Raw genomic sequence first — 16,611 nt, 5'->3', positions numbered from 1 at the left:
AAGCCTTCAATCATGACAAACGAGGGCACAACAGATTTCCGGCTCCCCATTGCCCCTCCTTTTGCCTGCTATACTCCCCTTATCGAATTGCTGGCAAGCTTATCGCCACTTATGTCCTGAAAGGCGGAACTTCAAATTATGCGTCAGACTTCTGTTGCCGATACATTGCGGGAATACCAGTCGCTGCTGGAGCTTCTCGACGATGCCTACTGGGAAGCCAGCAGCATTCAACATAAAGACATGTTTTACGACATTATCAGCATTCTGAGCCAGGAAGTGGCAGAGATGAACAAGCTCAGCGTGATGGACCACCATTATCCTTACGAAGTTATTACCGAGGGTATCCGGCGGGTTGTCCCCAAGCTGGAACGGCTGGATGAACAACGCGAAGAGGTGATTCAGCGGACCCAGACCCTGACCGATTTTCGCGACATTCTGTCGTCGGTGCTGGGAATCCTCGAGGGACAGCTGCAGACTCTCTGAAACCTGGAGAGCCGACGCAACATTGCCGGCAAGGCTTGCAGGGCTCATGAGATCGGCGAATTAACCGGACCGACTACGTCAGGCGGCTATGACCGGCCGCTGATGTGCCGGTAACACTGGAAACCGGTCGCAAACGGTGTAGACAAAGTGCGCCAGCGCCGGTATGTGATGGCCCACTATCGGTATACCGGTAGTCAGCAGGGTGACCGAAATATCCCGCGCGGCGTCCGCCCAGCAGAGCTTGTTGATCAGTCCGATATGCCCGAAGGCCTGGTCACTTTGCTGACCCCAGAGCCCGAACGGACTACCGCCCAGCATCATACCGGCACTGAAACGCATGGGAATCATCATGGTGCGGTCGATCTGCAGCGACCCGAACTGCTGTATTGCCCGTCTGACGGTGAGTTCACTGCAGATGCGCCTGCCCTGCCAGATTCCGCCGCTCAGCAGCATCTGGAAAAACCGTCCCATTTCCTCCGCCGTACCGCAAAGATTCCCCGCTGGAATCACTGCTTCCTGAAAGCGCGGGTCATTAACCACATTTTCAACCGTGTTGATATCCCCACCCAAAGCCCGGCGCACAATCCAGCTCACCGGAAACCGGGGCGTGGGCCCGGTAGCATAGTTCTCCGCCAGCTCGCTGGCGTGCTCGGAGCGGATGCCATAAGTGAACCAGCGCATCCCCATCGGCTTGCGCAGGTAACGGTCAATGAAGGCCTCGATGGTGTCACCGGTGACTTTCTCCAGTACCCGCTGCAGAACAAATCCACCGGTTACTGCGTGATAAGCCACCTTGGCACCGTCAACCTCTACTGGTCTGGCCTCACAGAGCAGTCGCCAGATCTCTTCGCGGTTCCACAGCACATCGATGGGTGTTTCCCTGGGAATCGCCGGGATCCCGCCCCGGTGGGACAGAATCTGATGAACCGTGATGGTTCGTTTACCATTCTGGGCAAATTCCGGACAGTAATAGCAGACCGGATCCATCAGATTCACCAGGCCCTTCTCGGCCAGTATATGAATCAGCATGGCAGTAACGGCTTTCGACGCGGAAAAATAACAGATGGGTGTCTCTGTCGTAAGCGGAACCTTGGGTGCATCTGCAGGGTCGTTGGGGCCATTGCCACGGGCATGACCAATGGCGCGATGGATAACCTGCTCACCCCGGTGACGGACGGACAACTGAAGGCCGGGGTAAACTCCGGTCCGGTAGAGGCGCTCGGCACTTTTCCAGACATCATCGACGACGGTCCTGCTGACACCTGCCAGCTCGGGTTTTTCAGCCCCTGCATCGCAATGGGTTACCGTGGAAAGATCCCGGGGAATCAGCGATGTATGTAAGGCACGACGGGCAATTCGATGCATCATTCAACCTGTGTCTGGTTTAAAAAGCGGTGCCGGCTGTCTCCGACGATGCCATGACAACCCGGTTACGGCCCGCAGCCTTGGCCCGGTACATGGCTCTGTCAGCGGCGGCGATCAGTTGTGGGGCATCCTCACCGTGGTCCGGATAAACCGCAACACCCACACTCATGGTCAGACTGACCGAGCGGTCGCCATCCAGTTGCAGCGGTATTGACTCAACCAGTTGCCGCAGCCGTTCGGCGCTCTGCTCCGCCTGAGCGGCATCCATTTCCGGCAACACCACAACAAACTCTTCGCCACCGAACCTGCTCACCAGATCCACCTGGCGCACCTTCGTCGACAACAGCTGGCTGAGCCCGCGAAGTACGGCATCGCCTGCCATATGCCCCATTTTATCGTTAACCTGCTTGAAATGGTCCAGATCAATCCATAACAGTGCAAGCGGACGCTGATAACGCCTGGCACGGCTAATTTCCTCATCCAGCAGGCGGGTGGCTTCACGGCGATCCAGCAAGCCGGTCAGGGCATCGCGAGTGGCCCTTTCGGATAGCTCGTCTTCCAGGAGTTTACGGTCCGTAATGTCGATGATAATGCCCTCAAGGACAAGCTCCTCCTCGTCGACAACGGCCCTGCCTCTTTCCCAGACCCAGATTTCCTGACCATCCTTGCGCTCTATAGGATATTCAAGCGAAAAGAGTTCGGCGCTGCCAATGGCTGCTTCCACCTCCCCGACCAGGCGATCATTCTGATCGTTACGGATAAGGGCCGCGTAACTGGTCACACGGTTGTCGATCAGTTCATCCGGTGTATAACCCGTCAGGTCAGCGCAGCCATTGGAGACAAATTTCATGGTCCAGTGCTCATCGTAAAGACACCGGTACGCCAGGCCCGGCAAATTGTCCATTAACGTGATGAGTTGCCGTTCCCGGCGACGAATCATATTTTCTGCATCACGGATGTCGGTAACATCCTGACCTATGGCAATCGTGCCGGATGGCTCTCCGTCAGCGCCCTTCAGACTGCTGGTGTACCAGGAAATAACACGCTCGTGGCCCTGCTTGGTCAGAATGGTGGTTTCAAACCCCGCCAGTGCGTCTTCATCCCTGAGCAGCTCGGCCACTTTCGCGAGAATCTTCTCCCTGACTTCCGGATCCGGATACATCAGTTCCCAGACCTTGTCGGAATTCATCACCTCGTCCCGACTGTACCCGGTAATCTCCTCTGCAGCCCTGTTCCAGAGCACAATACGACCATCCAGATCCAACACATTGATCCAGAAACGGGCCTGATCAATCACTTTTTCCCGGAAATTGTTCAGCCGCAGGATTTCCTCACGCTGTTTGGCATGAAGTGACAACAGGGTCCGGTCATGGCTGAGCTGGCGGTAAATCATTACGAACAGGAAAATACCGGTAACCAGGACAAACAGCCCCCCCTTCCAGGTCTGGGCAACGTTAAGGGCCTGCGGGTCCTGAAACCACCGTGCAACCAGAGCGTCAGAAAAAGCAATCCAGATCCAGCCTACAAGGAGATAGGACAGCGCGAGCCATAGCGCACGCTTGAGGGGAGTGTGACGGTCCCTGACTCTTTCCATGAACAACTTCTCCGCTTGAACAACTGAACCCGGATCCACAATAAACTCTACGCTAAGCTTAACTCAAACATCTGCCAGATGTGACTAACAGGAGATAGCAATTGACCCCCGCAATCAAAGCCGCTGATCATGCCGGCATAAATTACACCCTGCATACCTATAAACACGACCCGGAAGCAGAATCCTGGGGCCTGGAAGCGTCGGAAAAGCTGGGGATCCATCCCGGTCGGGTCTTCAAGACCCTGGTGGCACTCCTGGATGGCGAGGAACTGGTGGTGGGCATGGTGCCGGTCAGCACAAGACTGAGCCTGAAAGAACTGGCGCGGGCGGCCGGCGGTAAAAAAGCGGCAATGGCCGACAGGAAAACGGTCGAGCGCAGTACCGGATACGTGCTGGGGGGAGTCAGTGCGCTGGGTCAGAAAAAACGACTGCGCACGTTTATCGACGCTTCGGCAGAACCACTGGCTACAGTCTTTATCAGCGCCGGTCGGCGCGGGCTGGAAATCGAACTCGCCCCGGCGGCACTGGCAGCGGTCACACAGGGCGCCTTTGCGCCCCTGCAACAGTCATAGCAAGATTATTTAACCGACGCCTTGGCCTCAGCCAGAATCGAGTTAAGAGTTTCGCTGGGCTGCATCACCCTGCATACCTTTTCCGCGGGCGGGTGATAGTAACCACCGATATCCGCAGGATGGCCCTGCACCGCGCTCAGTTCTTCAAGAATCTTGTCCTTGTTGTTTTCAAGCTGCTCTGAGAGCTTCGCGAAGAAGGTTCTCAGTTCCTGGTCGCCCTCCTGTCTGGAAAGTTCTTCTGCCCAGTAGCACGCCAGGTGCAGGTGGCTGCCACGGTTGTCCAGTTCACCGGTAGTACGCGACGGTGACTGGTTATTCTCCAGCAGGCGCTCGGTGGCCTTGTCCAGGGTCACACCCAGCAGACGGGCGCGCTCGTTGTTCTGGTTTTCACCCAGTTCCTCCAGGGAAACCGCAGTGGCCAGAAATTCACCCAGGGAATCCCAGCGCAGGTGATTTTCCTCCAGCAACTGCTGAACGTGCTTGGGCGCAGAGCCACCGGCGCCGGTCTCATAAAGGCCACCACCGTTGAGTAGCGGTACGATGGACAGCATTTTCGCACTGGTGCCCAGCTCCAGGATCGGGAACAGGTCGGTCAGGTAATCACGAAGCACGTTGCCGGTGACAGAAATGGTGTCGAGGCCACGGATCAGACGCTCCATGGTCCAGCGGATAGCACGCACCGGCGACTTGATCAGGATCTCCACGCCTTCGGTATCGTGGTCCTTGAGATACATTTCCACTTTCTTGATCAACTCGGCATCATGGGGGCGTTCGTCGTCGAGCCAGAACAGCGCCGGTATACCGGTGGCACGGGCCCGATTCACCGCCAGCTTTACCCAGTCCTGAATGGGCAGGTCCTTGGTCTGGCAGGCACGCCAGATGTCGCCTTTCTCGACCCTGTGCTCGGTCAGTACCTTGCCGTCCCCGTCAATAGTACGAACGATGCCGTCTTCCTTGATTTCAAAGGTCTTGTCGTGAGAGCCGTATTCCTCAGCCTTCTGGGCCATCAGGCCAACGTTCGGCACTGTGCCCATGGTGGTGGGATCAAACGCGCCATGGGTCTTGCAGAAGTTGATCACTTCCTGGTAAATCGTGGCGTAAGTGCTTTCCGGCATCACCGCTTTGGTGTCTTTGAGCTTGTTGTCCCGGGCCCACATCTTGCCGGAGTTGCGGATCATCGCGGGCATGGAAGCGTCGACGATAACGTCACTGGGAACGTGCAGGTTGGTTATACCCTTGACCGAGTCCACCATGGCAATTTCCGGACGGTGCTCGTAGCAGGCATGCAAATCCTCCAGGATCTGCTCCTGCTTGGATTCAGGTAGCTGCTTGATCTTCTCGGTCACGCTGGAAAGCCCGTTGTTTACATTCACCCCCAGCTCTTCGAACAGCTCGCCGTGCTTGTCAAACAACTCTTTGTAAAAGATCTTCACCGCATGCCCGAATACGATCGGGTGGGAAATTTTCATCATCGTTGCTTTTACGTGCAGAGAAAACATCACGCCGGTTTTCTCGCAGTCTTCAATGCAGGCTTCGAAAAACTTCTGCAGGGCCTTGCAGCTCATGAACATGCCGTCCAGCACTTCGCCCTTCTGCAGAGGCAGTTCGCTTTTAAGCACCGTCTGCTTGCCTTCGGTATTCTCGAAAACGATCCGGGCCGTGGTGGCCTTGTCCAGCGTCAGGGACTGCTCGCTGGAATAGAAGTCGCCACCGCGCATATGGGCCACATGGGTACGTGACGCCGGGCTCCATTTGCCCATGGTATGGGGGTGCTTGCGCGCAAAGGCCTTTACTGCGGTTGGTGCCCGGCGGTCAGAGTTACCTTCACGCAACACCGGATTAACGGCGCTGCCCAGTACTTTGGAGTAGCGTGCCTGTGCTTCTTTCTCCTCGTCGGTCCCGGGATTTTCCTTGTACTCCGGAATCCTGTAGCCCTGCTCGTTCAATTCCTGGATGGCTGCCCGCAACTGGGGAATTGAAGCACTGATGTTGGGCAGCTTGATAATGTTGGCTTCGGGATCTTTGGTAAATTCGCCCAGCGCTTTCAGATCATCCGGAACCTGCTGGTCCTGCTCCAGAAAATCGGGAAACAGGGCCAGAATACGCGCTGCCAGGGAGATGTCGCTGGTTTCAAATTCTATGCCGGCCGGCTTGGCATAGGTTTCAAGGATGGGAAGTAGCGAACGGGTAGCAAGGGCCGGTGCCTCGTCGGTCAGGGTGTATATGATTTTGGCTTTGGATGATTTCATTTTCGTCCTCAGGACAATGGATGAGTTCAGGACGGCCATGGCCCGGCCAGTGGTTCCGTGAACTTCTGAACCGGGCAATGACTGATTCATAATCGGGTGACAGGTTTACTAAAATAGCATTGTTTTCGCCTTGCCGGCTTAAGATTTTAGTAGAAGGACGGCCTCTACATTCCCTTAAACCGGCGACAGTTCGATGAAAACTGGCCAATTGACAAAAACTACGGGTTTTTGGAGTCGGGCAATAAACCTGCCTGTGCGAGACAATCACCGATTCGGTCAAGCGCCTCCGGATTTGCCAGTGCATCCCGGTTCTCCGCTTTGGATGAGCCATTGATCATCCGGGCCACCGCCAGTTCCACTTTCTTGCCGCTGCGGGTGTAGGGAATATCCGGAACCTCAATGATGTGTTTCGGCACATGACGGGGGCTCGCGCCCGAGCGGATCCGCGATTTGAGAGTCTTCTGTAAATCGTCATCCATGGTCTGATTTTCGGCCAGAATGACCAGCAGCGTCACCTCCACGTCGCCATCGACCTGGCGACCGACGACCAGGCTGTCTTTCACTGCTTTGATGGTTTCCACCTGACGATAGATCTCGGCAGTGCCAATGCGCACGCCACCGGGATTCAGTGTAGCGTCGGAGCGGCCGTAGATGATCGCGCCGCCATGTTCGGTGAATTCTATGAAATCACCATGGGCCCAGACTCCGGGGGCGGTATCGGCAAAGGTATCAAAGTAGGCCGCGAGGTACCGTTCATTCCCGGGATCATCCCAGAAGCTCACCGGCATGGAAGGGAGTGGCTGACGGCACACCAGTTCCCCGCGTCCTGAGCTCACCGGTTTGCCGTCGTCGTCATAGGCGACCGCGTCGACACCCAGCAAGCGGCACTGGATTTCGCCGCGGCGTACCGGCAATAGCGGAGTGGAGCCTACGAAACAGCCGCAGATGTCTGTGCCGCCGGCTATGGAGCCCAGCAATACTCCGGGGGCGCCATCGCTATAGACCCAGTCATAGTCTTCCGGCAGCAGCGGGGAACCAGTGGAGAACACCACGCGCAGGGCGTTCAGGTCCAGGGTTTTCGCTGGGGCCAGCTCGGCCTTGCGGCAACCGGCGATAAAACGGGCGCTGGTGCCATAATGAGTCACTTTTTCATCGGCCACAATCCGCCACAGGTAGTTCAGATCGGGGTAGCCCGGCGAACCGTCTACAGTGATCACCGCGGCGCCGGTCAACAACGCGGAAGCCTGCCAGTTCCACATCATCCAGCCACAGGTGGTGAAGTAGAGGAAGCGGTCTTGAGGACCAACATCACCATGGAGCATCAGCTCTTTGGCGTGATTGACCACCAGCCCGACACTGCCGTGAACAATGCACTTGGGCTTTCCGGTGGTACCGGAGGAATAGAGAATATACACCGGATGATCCGGTGGTAGCGGGGTGAAGGAGGGCTCCTGACCCTGGCCCTCAGCGAGGGCATGGTCCCAGTGGGTGACAAGGTCACCGGCTATGGCGGATTCGCCCGGCAACTGCTCGATGCTGACCACGCAGCGAAGACTCGGCAGGCCATCGATCATCCCGGCGAAATCGCGCTGACGCTTGAAAACCTTGCCACCGTAACCATAGCCATTGACCACAATCAACGCCGCCGGCTCGATCTGGCCGAAACGGTCGAGAATGGCACCAACCCCGAAATCCGGAGAGGCAGAGCTCCATATGGCTCCGAGGCTGGTAGCGGCGAGCATGCCGACCAGGGCTTCATAGCCGTTGGTGACCACACCCGCGACCCGATCGCCCTGCTCAATACCGTTTTTGCGCAGGAAAGCTTCCAGTGCCCCGGTATCGGCTTTCAGCTGCGCATAGGTGCGGCGCAGGACCGGGCGGGTTTCACAGTAGGCCACGACCGCCTCGTGGTCGGCATGGTCACCATCCGCCAGCCGCAACAGGTTACCGGCAAAGTTCAGTCTCATACCCGGGAACCATTCCGCGCCAGGCATTTCGCGCTTGCCCAATGCCCGCTCCGCCGGGGTGTCGCATATCAGACCGCAGTAGTCCCAGACTTTCTGCCAGAAGGTCTCAAGGTTCTCGATTGACCACTGGTGCAGAGCGTGATAATCGGCAAACGGGCCAAAGCCCTGTTGCTCCAGCCAGCTCTGGAACTGGCCCATCCGGCTATGTTTCAGTGTGGCTTCCGAGGGAGACCACACCACCGGCCACTGCTCTGTGTTACTCATCCATGTCTCCTGTTAGTTACTTCATATGCCAGCCGTGGCTGACGACGATGGACTGGCCAGTCAGGGCGGCGGACGGAAAGGCAGCCAGATGCACCGCCAGTTCGGCGACGTCTTCCAGGGTGGTGAACTGGCCGTCGACGGTATTTTTCAGCATCACCTTGCTGATGACTTCCTCCTCGGAAATACCCAGCTCCTTGGCCTGTTGCGGAATCTGCTTGTCTACCAGCGGCGTCCGCACAAACCCGGGGCAGATGATGTTGCTGCGTACCCCATACTCTGCACCCTCCTTCGCCACGGCGCGACAAAGACCCAGCATGCCGTGTTTGGCCGCCACATAGGGTGCCTTCAGCGGGGATGCCTCATGGGAGTGGACCGAGCCCATGTAGAGCATGGTGCCACCGCCGCCAGCGTACATCTGCTTGAGCGCGGCACGGGTGACAAGGAAGGCGCCATCCAGGTGGACACTCATGACCTTGCTCCAGTCGGCAAAAGCCAGCTTGTGTACCGGGTCGATGTGCTGGATACCGGCATTGGCAAGGGCAATATCAAGGCCGCCCCACTTTTCCACAACTGCGGCGACACCGCGGTCGACCGCCTGCTCGTCGGTCACATCCATGGCCAGGGCCATGGCGGTGCCGCCCGCCTGTTCAATGGCATCAACGGCTTCCTGAGCACTTTCGGGGGTAAGGTCAGCGACAGCAACCCGGGCGCCCTCGCGGGCGCACTGCTCGGCAACGGCCCGCCCTATGCCACGTCCCGCGCCGGTGATCAGGGCTACTTTGTTTTCCAGACGCATTTTATTATCTCCTTAATCGTAAGCCGCAGCAGGCAACCAGGTTGCAATTTCGGGCACCAGGAATACGATCGCCAGACCGACCAGCTGAATAATGATGAACGGTATGACACCCTTGTAGATGTCGAGCACGTCAATTTCCGGCGGCGCAACACCTTTTATATAGAACAGGGCAAAACCCACCGGCGGCGTCAGGAAGGATGTCTGCAGGCACATGGCAAACATGATGGTGAACCACACCAGGTCAAAACCCAGTGTCTGCACCACCGGTGCCACCAGCGGCAGGATAATCAGGGTGATCTCAACCCAGTCCAGGAAGAAACCGAGCAGGAACACGCCGAACAGAATGGTCAGTATCACGCCATAGGGTCCGAAAGGTAGGCCCAGCAGCGCATCTTCTATGACCCGGTCGCCACCGAGCCCCCGCAATACCACCGAGAAGGCTGTTGCCCCGAGGAAAATGGCAAAGATGAACGCCGAAGTGCGTGTGGTTTGCTGCATTGACGAGGTGAGCACTTTCAGGTTCAGGCGTTTCGACATCAGCGCCAGTAGCAGGGCACCCAGAGCGCCAACACCGGAGGCCTCCGTTGGTGTTGCGATACCGGCAAAGATGGAGCCCAGTACCCCCAGGATCAGCGCCGCTGTCGGCACCACCGCCTTGGCCACTTCCCAGACAATGCTCCAGGTCACTTTTTCCGTACCTTCCGGCACCGGCGCAATATGGGGCTGCAGCATGGGGCGGATAATCGCGTAGGCCACGTACATGGCACCCAGCATCAAACCGGGAAAGAAGGCGCCCATGAACAGATCACCCACAGATGCCTCTGGCACCGCAAGCCGGTCGGCCATGAGCACCAGCATGATCGAGGGCGGAATCAGTATCCCCAGAGTACCTGTGGCACAGGCCGTGCCCACCGCAAAGCCCTTGTCATACTTGTTCTCCATCATTACCGGCAGCGAGAGCATGCCCAGCAGTACCACGGACGCGCCAATGATACCGGTGGTGGCAGCCAGCAGCACACCGATAACGATCACCGTAACCGCATAGCCACCGCGAATGCCTCCGAACAGTTTTACCATGCTGTTCATCAGCTTTTCAGCAACACCGGACTGGTCAAGCATGATGCCCATGAAGATAAACATGGGCAGGGCCACAAGGGTCTCGCTGCCCACGACCTTCCATATTCGCTCGGGCACCAGCCCCATGGAGGAGGAATAGTCGAACCAGAGATTGGCACCAAAATTTTCAACGGCCACAACACCTATGACCGTCCAGATAACGGCGGTGCCACCCAGTACCCAGGCAACAGGATAGCCGGTCATCAGCAGTGCCCCGAAGGTCAGGAACATGCCGATTACAAACAGGGTTTCAAGTTCCATCAGGACGCATCCTCTTTCTTGTTATTGCCGGACTCGATCCGAATTGGCTTCGGAAAACCGAAAAGAAAGGCGGTGACTTTCAGCAGACGGGATAGCGCAGCCACAATAAGCAGGACAAAGGACAATGCCAGAACGCCCTTGAGGACCCAGCGGTGTGACAGTCCGGCAGGTGCCGCACTGGTTTCACCCTGTTGCCAGGAGCTGTAGGCGTAAGGGACCATCTCCCAGACTGCCAGAACCAGAAATGGCAATAACAGGACCACCAGGCCAAACAGTTCAACCCAACCCTGCCCCTTGAGGGACAGCCGTTCGTGAATCACATCCACCCGCACATGATCGTCCGTCACCAGGGTGTAACCCAGCCCCAGTAACCAGCCTGCACCAGCCAGATGCCACTGGACTTCTTCCAGCATCACAGAACCGGCACCAAAGGCATAGCGACCCACTACTGCGTAGATGATCACGCCGGTAACCACAATCCAGAGCCAGGAAGCGGTTTTACCAATGGCCGCAATCACAGCGTCCATAACCTGGCTGGGCCAGGTTGTCGGAAACTCGGTGTGGTGATGGATAAATTTGCCGGCGTCGGACACCGATGCCCGCACATCATGAGGTTCGTCTTTATCTGACCCCGTCATACATCAGTTCCTCGCTCAGAAAGCCCAAAACAAAACAAGGATGACCCCGAAGGGCCATCCAGATTTATCAGAGCGCACCAGTCATATGCCGGTGGCTCAGGGTTGGCCCCGGACCCTTAGAGGTCCGCCGGAACGTAGGCACGGGTATCCCATACCTTGTAGCTTTCCATGAACTCGTTCTGGCTTTCATAGACGCGCTTGAAATCGGCATCCTTGGCGGCTTCTTCTTTCATCACTTCGTTAGTGACATCCCTCAGTTCCCGCAGAACGTCCTCGGGAATCTGGTCTGCCTGCACACCTTTGTCCTGGAACTCGGCCAGAACCTTGCCGTTCTTGTACTCGCCCTCGGCCAGGCCACGGGTCGTAGCGGCAGTACAGGAGGCCTCAACCAGCGCCTTCTGGGCTTTGGTGGCCTTGTTCCACTCGTCCATGTTGATCAGCATGTACTGGGCGGTAAATTGCTGATGCCAGCCCGGGAACAGGTTGTACTTGACCACCTGGTTGAAGCCGAGGATCTGGTCGATGGCTGGCATGGAAAATTCGGTGGCATCAATAGTGCCTTTTTCCAGTGCCTGGTAGAGTTCACCACCGGGCATCATGGTGACCGAGGCTCCGAGTTTTTCCAGAACCTTGCCGCCCAGACCCGCGAAACGGATTTTGAGGCCTTTGTAGTCTTCCAGGGTTTCGATGGGTTCGGCATACCAGCCCGCCGTTTCCGGCCCGATAATGCCGCACAGCTGGGCGTGCACATCAAAGCCCTTGTTGGCGTAGACTTCCTGCAGCATTTCGTGGCCGCCACCATAGTAGTACCAGCCCATATAGGCCCAGGGCTTCATGCCAAAGGGCACAGCCGCAAACAGGGGAATCGCAGGTACCTTGCCCTGGTCGTAACCAATCCAGGTGTAACCGGCAGCTACCTTGCCATCAGACACAGACTGCAGAATATCAAAAGGGGGTACCAGCTTGCCGGGCTCGAAGACACGAACCTGGATGCTGCCATCAGAAGCAGTGGTGAGGTTTTCGGCAACCCAGCCGCCCGGGGCACCGAGACCGGGCAGATTAGTGGCGAAGGCGACCGGCATTTTCCAGCGCAAATCTTCTGCGAAAGCCGAGCCTGAAGTCAGGGCGATCGCAGCTGCGACGCCGGTAAGGGCCTTGGTAAATTTCATTGCTAGTCTCCTAACGTTGTTTTTGTCTTCGGCCTACCAGGAAGTGCCCCGGTAGATCTGCTTCAAGTGTAGTCAAAATTTGCAGCAAACAAGGCGAATAACGCGAAAATTTGAAAAGCCTGTGCCTTGGTCTGGCCAGCGTTCTGACAGTCCGCGGGCAAGGCCTGGGGCAGAAACCGTACCAATAAATTTTTTATCATTTTAATCAATAGGTTAAAAATTTACAGGACAACGAAAGGCTCAACGATTGTCCGAATATCCAGACAAACTTTGCCGTCAGTCGTAGGTATTTGTACGGATAAATGGACATCTGTCCGTATTTCAGGACATCCGCGCCAGTTTCTCATAGAACACTGACCGCGAAATACCCAGCATCCTGGCCGCGCGCGTCCGATTGCCGCGACTTGCCACCAGGGCCTCTTCAATGGCCTGGGCTTCGGCATTGGCCAGAGTTTTCGCGAGCGACTTCACCGGCCGCAGCACCAGCAAGGGATCGGGACGGCTTCCGCCGCGAGGTAATACCCGGAAAATTGCATTGGCGTCGAGCTGGCCGCCATCCTCTCCCATGGTCAGGGCACGCTCCAGAACGTTACGCAGTTCCCGGACATTGCCCGGCCAGTCATAACTGCCCAGCGCTGCAACCCCGGCATCAGTGATCTCCCTGCGCACCTCCGGTCCCTGGCCATTGTTCTCAAGAATATCTTCACACAGCACACCGAGGTCGGGCAGGCGGTCACGAAGTGGCGGAATAGTGATCTCCATGACATTGAGCCGGTAATACAGATCAGAGCGGAAGCTGCCTTCGGCAATCATGGCTTCCAGATTGCGACTGGTCGCGGCAATAACCCTTACATCCACTGCCGTTACCGAGTTAGAGCCCAACGGCTCGACTTCACCCTCCTGCAGGGCCCTCAACAACTTGGCCTGAAGTGCCAGTGGCATGTCTCCCACTTCGTCCAGAAACAGGCTGCCACCATTGGCAAGCTGAAACTTGCCCTGACGGGTGCGTTTATCCGCCCCGGTGTAGGCACCCGGTGCGACACCGAAAAATTCGGCTTCCAGCAGATTTTCCGGAACCGCAGCGAGGTTAACACCGACGAAGGGCTGATGCGCGCGCCCCGACATTGCATGGATGGCCTGTGCCAGGACTTCCTTGCCGGTACCGGTTTCGCCCCGGATCAGTATGGGCATGTCCCTTCCCGCCGCAAGGCGCGCACGGCGTTTGACCTCCAGCGCCGCCGGGCTGGCACCAACAAAATCAGCGAGGTTATATCGGGTTCCACGTGTCTTTTTCGCCAATGCCTTGCGGGCCGCCGCCAGGTCCTGATGCAGACGACGATACTTGGCCACCAGCGGTGTCAGCGGTTGCAGGTCGTCATAGAGAACAAAAGCCACAGCCCCCATGATCTGCCCGTCGTCGTCATAAAATGGCAAGCGGGTCACCACCAGCTGTTGTTTGTTGTGCTCCATGATATCGAGCAGCAGGGGTTTGCCCGTCTCCACCACTTCCGGCATCCGGGTCTGGGGAATAACCTGACGGATCGGTTTGCCGATGACAGTTTCAGGATTTCCCAGCCCCAGGAGATGAGCATAGCTGCTGTTAATCCAGGTAATACGACTTTCGCGATCAACGGCGATAGCGCCGGCGCTGGCTTCCTCGAACATCGGAAACAGGGCCTGAATCAGGTCCCTGGTCAGGCCGCTCCTGTTATTCTCGCTAAACAACTCGGTCATGTACCCTGTACCACTGGGTTGGATTATCTTCATGGCAATACCAATGGCACCCGGCGGACCGGGTGCAGTGATGGAAGTATATGGCTCCCCCGGAATGGGGGCAAACAATGCTGGCCGGCAACCTGAGCCGTCCGGCCAGCGGGCAGTTCAATCCGGGATCTGTACCTGGTCATCGCTGAACACGATGCGGTCGCCGGCAGCCGGATTGATCGCAATCGGGGTCAGATTGGCCGCGGACAACGGTGTCGCCATATTGCCTCGCGGCACAGTTCTGACCACCTGACTCGGTGGCAATGCCTGCTTCTCGGCAAGGTTCGCCCACACCAGGTCAAGCGCCTGGAAAAAGTAATGGTGCAGGGGCACATATCGACCCGCAATTCCGGGGAATCCATTCAGCACATCGAGATGATGGGCATTGAGAATCTCATAGTACCTGAGGTTACTGTTACCGCCCTCCACCCGCTGGTTCAGGCCAAAGTAGGGCCGGGACGTATGGTTGATGGGCAGGATCGCGTCGGCACGTCCGGTGACAAACACCGCCGGCTTGCCCCGGAGATTGCCGGAAGCCCGCACCTGGGCAATGCCATCCGCAATACGGTCTGCCAGCTCTGCGGCAGTACCTGATAGCGCCGCACCGGAGGTAACATCGGTTGCCACCGCCAGGCTTCTCAGACATAGCAACGCGTCCAGACCATAATCCTGCTCGCTGGAGCTGGGCGAAGCACTGACCGCCAGGTTTGTGGGCAGACCTTCGGCGTTGTCATACACCAGATTTACCCCGGCACTGGGAGGAATACCATTGCTTGCCGAGAACAGGGCTGCCTCCTGAGCGCTGCCAATCGGCACGACAGCGCCCCCGGCCCCGGTGGCGGCAAAGCTGATATCACACAACCTTTCTTCCACCCCGGCTCTGGCGTAGGTGTTGGCATAGGTCGTGGAAATGCCCTGGGCCACGGCCAGGCCGAAGTGAACCGGCGCCAGCAGGTTCTGCTCGGGCTGAATCCCCACTTCTTGTTCCAGAATCCGCAGTGCGTCGGACGCCCGGTCATCGGTGGTGGCACCCGTTACCAGCCCCTTGTTAAAAAGAGCGTTACAGATATTCTCCGCGATGGTGAAATTGTTGAACACGGCGTTCAGAGGTGCTGTGTCCCGGACTTCCGGTGCGATATTCGCGCAACCCTGATACACCGCCAGCGCCGTGGTGTAATCCAGCAGGCTGCGACTGTGCTCGACAAGCTCGGGGCCATTGCCCTGGCGAATGGTAAAGCTGGTGTCGACCTGCGGATTAACGTTGGGCTCGGACACGGCAACTCCGTCAATCAAACCACTATCGTCCAGCTCGGCAGCGCGAACAGAGGCGCCACCACCGTTGGAAACACTGGAAGCGATCACCAGGGTCTTCTTCGGCTTCACTTTCACGACCTTGCGGCCGTTGCCGGTTTCCTGCCCGAATTTCTCATTGAGCACATAGAAACCGAACTCAATCGACTGGAGAACGTGGCGGCCCCAGTCTGCCTCAGGATTGACCCGGGAATGGGCATGTTTGTAGGCGAAACGATCGGGCCAGGCGGCGTCGAAATCCTCCCGTGCCTGGTCGTCCAGTGGCGCGCGGAACTGGACAGGCCCGTCATCCCGGGTAAGCGTCCCATCAATTCGCTGGGCCGCATTGGTGGCCAGATTGTGGGAACCGGTGCCGGTGCCTTTGTCGGTGTAGACCACCGCGCAGCCTTTTTTCAGGCCCCACTCCCCGGCCGTACCGATTGCACCGTAGATGCCGCGGGAACCAGAGGAAGGCGCCGTCACCATACAGGCCTGCCTGGGGTCAAAACTGTCGGGCACCTGGACCATTACTGTGACCGGAACATCGCTTCCGTCAACGGTCATAAAGGCCAGATGTTCTTCGCCCGGTATCAGGCCTTCTCCCCCACGACCGACCTGAGGGCCAAAGAAATCACCGTAGCCACCGCCTGGTACGGTATCGACCAGGGCGCGATAATTATTGTAGATTGCCAGGGTCCTCAGCTCCTCAGCGGTGGGGTTGAGAGGATCGTCAAACCCCGGCGCCGTGCCACTGGCCAGGCCACTGGCACCCAGACCACCGGTCAGGAGGTCGTTGGTGACACCGTCATACTGAGTCGCGAAGACCTCTCCCTGAACGAAATCCGGGAGCTGATTGAAGGGAGCCTTGCACGCGGTTCCTGTAAGCGATACTGCACCGATCAGAGTGCATTGAAGTAGCTTTTTCATGATTATTCCCTGTTGTTGTTAGGGAGCCTCTGAACAACTCCTGAATCGTCTCTGCGCGCTCTGAAGGCTGTAGATGCCAGGCGCGGCTCGCCGCCAATGGCCGTAGCCCTTGGCAAGAGTCGCAACGCCGCAGATGCAGCCTTCAGAGCGCGCCCT

At 57.6% G+C, this 16,611-nt stretch carries 12 protein-coding genes; 2 read left to right on the top strand and 10 right to left on the bottom strand.

From position 1 onward, the window contains the following. Positions 1-138 precede the first annotated feature (138 nt). Entirely contained in the window at positions 139-483 is a 345-nt protein-coding gene (locus VJ956_RS02440; RefSeq protein ID WP_324081237.1) for a hypothetical protein, read from the top strand. Positions 484-561: 78 nt separating this feature from the next. Here VJ956_RS02440 and VJ956_RS02435 read toward each other — a convergent pair whose 3' ends face one another. Continuing rightward, positions 562-1,848 carry a serine hydrolase domain-containing protein gene (locus tag VJ956_RS02435; protein WP_324081288.1) on the bottom strand — a complete coding sequence of 429 codons (1,287 nt, stop codon included), beginning with the start codon at positions 1,846-1,848 and terminating at the stop codon, positions 562-564. A gap of 19 nt (positions 1,849-1,867) precedes the next feature. Then, entirely contained in the window at positions 1,868-3,442 is a 1,575-nt protein-coding gene (locus tag VJ956_RS02430; protein ID WP_324081235.1) for a diguanylate cyclase, read from the bottom strand. A 101-nt stretch (positions 3,443-3,543) separates the two neighbouring features. On the opposite strand from VJ956_RS02430, the gene ybaK reads away from it, so the two are divergent. Then, entirely contained in the window at positions 3,544-4,014 is a 471-nt protein-coding gene (gene ybaK / locus VJ956_RS02425; RefSeq protein WP_324081233.1) for a Cys-tRNA(Pro) deacylase, read from the top strand. A gap of 5 nt (positions 4,015-4,019) precedes the next feature. On the opposite strand, the gene VJ956_RS02420 is transcribed toward ybaK, so the two are convergent. The 8 genes from VJ956_RS02420 to VJ956_RS02385 all read right to left on the bottom strand — a co-directional run bounded on the left by VJ956_RS02420 (position 4,020) and on the right by VJ956_RS02385 (position 16,455). Further along, the gene (locus VJ956_RS02420; RefSeq protein ID WP_324081231.1) at positions 4,020-6,263 is read right to left on the bottom strand and encodes an NADP-dependent isocitrate dehydrogenase; all 2,244 of its coding nucleotides are present in this window, start codon (positions 6,261-6,263) and stop codon (positions 4,020-4,022) included. 218 nt (positions 6,264-6,481) lie between these two features. After that, a complete protein-coding gene (locus VJ956_RS02415) occupies positions 6,482-8,494 on the bottom strand; it encodes an acetoacetate--CoA ligase (RefSeq protein ID WP_324081229.1) in 2,013 nt (670 codons plus the stop codon). 16 nt (positions 8,495-8,510) lie between these two features. Further along, on the bottom strand, positions 8,511-9,290 hold the full coding sequence (locus VJ956_RS02410; RefSeq protein ID WP_324081227.1) for a 3-hydroxybutyrate dehydrogenase: 780 nt from the start codon (positions 9,288-9,290) through the stop codon (positions 8,511-8,513). Between the two features lie 12 nt (positions 9,291-9,302). After that, positions 9,303-10,667 carry a TRAP transporter large permease subunit gene (locus tag VJ956_RS02405; protein ID WP_324081225.1) on the bottom strand — a complete coding sequence of 455 codons (1,365 nt, stop codon included), beginning with the start codon at positions 10,665-10,667 and terminating at the stop codon, positions 9,303-9,305. Next, entirely contained in the window at positions 10,667-11,305 is a 639-nt protein-coding gene (locus VJ956_RS02400) for a TRAP transporter small permease subunit (RefSeq protein WP_324081223.1), read from the bottom strand. The genes VJ956_RS02405 and VJ956_RS02400 overlap by 1 nt, the downstream gene beginning before the upstream one ends. 116 nt (positions 11,306-11,421) lie before the next feature. Continuing rightward, entirely contained in the window at positions 11,422-12,474 is a 1,053-nt protein-coding gene (locus VJ956_RS02395) for a TRAP transporter substrate-binding protein (protein ID WP_324081221.1), read from the bottom strand. Positions 12,475-12,795: 321 nt separating this feature from the next. Next, the gene (locus VJ956_RS02390) at positions 12,796-14,208 is read right to left on the bottom strand and encodes a sigma-54 interaction domain-containing protein (protein ID WP_324081219.1); all 1,413 of its coding nucleotides are present in this window, start codon (positions 14,206-14,208) and stop codon (positions 12,796-12,798) included. A 147-nt stretch (positions 14,209-14,355) separates the two neighbouring features. Further along, positions 14,356-16,455 (bottom strand): 3-hydroxybutyrate oligomer hydrolase family protein, encoded by a 2,100-nt coding sequence (locus VJ956_RS02385; protein ID WP_324081217.1) that lies wholly within the window; start codon positions 16,453-16,455, stop codon positions 14,356-14,358. Positions 16,456-16,611 lie beyond the last annotated feature (156 nt).

Source organism: Marinobacter sp., assembly GCF_035268745.1.
Classification (GTDB): domain Bacteria; phylum Pseudomonadota; class Gammaproteobacteria; order Pseudomonadales; family Oleiphilaceae; genus Marinobacter.
Note: the sequence above shows the minus strand (reverse complement) of the source record. Positions and strands in the feature narration are given on the sequence as shown.

Bases quoted from the DNA above. Each gene is read 5' to 3' on its own strand.
- VJ956_RS02440 (WP_324081237.1), top strand. From the start codon at position 139: ATGCGTCAGACTTCTGTTGCCGATACATTGCGGGAATACCAGTCGCTG.
- VJ956_RS02435 (WP_324081288.1), bottom strand. From the start codon at position 1,848: ATGCATCGAATTGCCCGTCGTGCCTTACATACATCGCTGATTCCCCGG.
- VJ956_RS02430 (WP_324081235.1), bottom strand. From the start codon at position 3,442: ATGGAAAGAGTCAGGGACCGTCACACTCCCCTCAAGCGTGCGCTATGG.
- VJ956_RS02420 (WP_324081231.1), bottom strand. From the start codon at position 6,263: ATGAAATCATCCAAAGCCAAAATCATATACACCCTGACCGACGAGGCA.
- VJ956_RS02415 (WP_324081229.1), bottom strand. From the start codon at position 8,494: ATGAGTAACACAGAGCAGTGGCCGGTGGTGTGGTCTCCCTCGGAAGCC.
- VJ956_RS02410 (WP_324081227.1), bottom strand. From the start codon at position 9,290: ATGCGTCTGGAAAACAAAGTAGCCCTGATCACCGGCGCGGGACGTGGC.
- VJ956_RS02405 (WP_324081225.1), bottom strand. From the start codon at position 10,667: ATGGAACTTGAAACCCTGTTTGTAATCGGCATGTTCCTGACCTTCGGG.
- VJ956_RS02400 (WP_324081223.1), bottom strand. From the start codon at position 11,305: ATGACGGGGTCAGATAAAGACGAACCTCATGATGTGCGGGCATCGGTG.
- VJ956_RS02395 (WP_324081221.1), bottom strand. From the start codon at position 12,474: ATGAAATTTACCAAGGCCCTTACCGGCGTCGCAGCTGCGATCGCCCTG.
- VJ956_RS02390 (WP_324081219.1), bottom strand. From the start codon at position 14,208: ATGACCGAGTTGTTTAGCGAGAATAACAGGAGCGGCCTGACCAGGGAC.
- VJ956_RS02385 (WP_324081217.1), bottom strand. From the start codon at position 16,455: ATGAAAAAGCTACTTCAATGCACTCTGATCGGTGCAGTATCGCTTACA.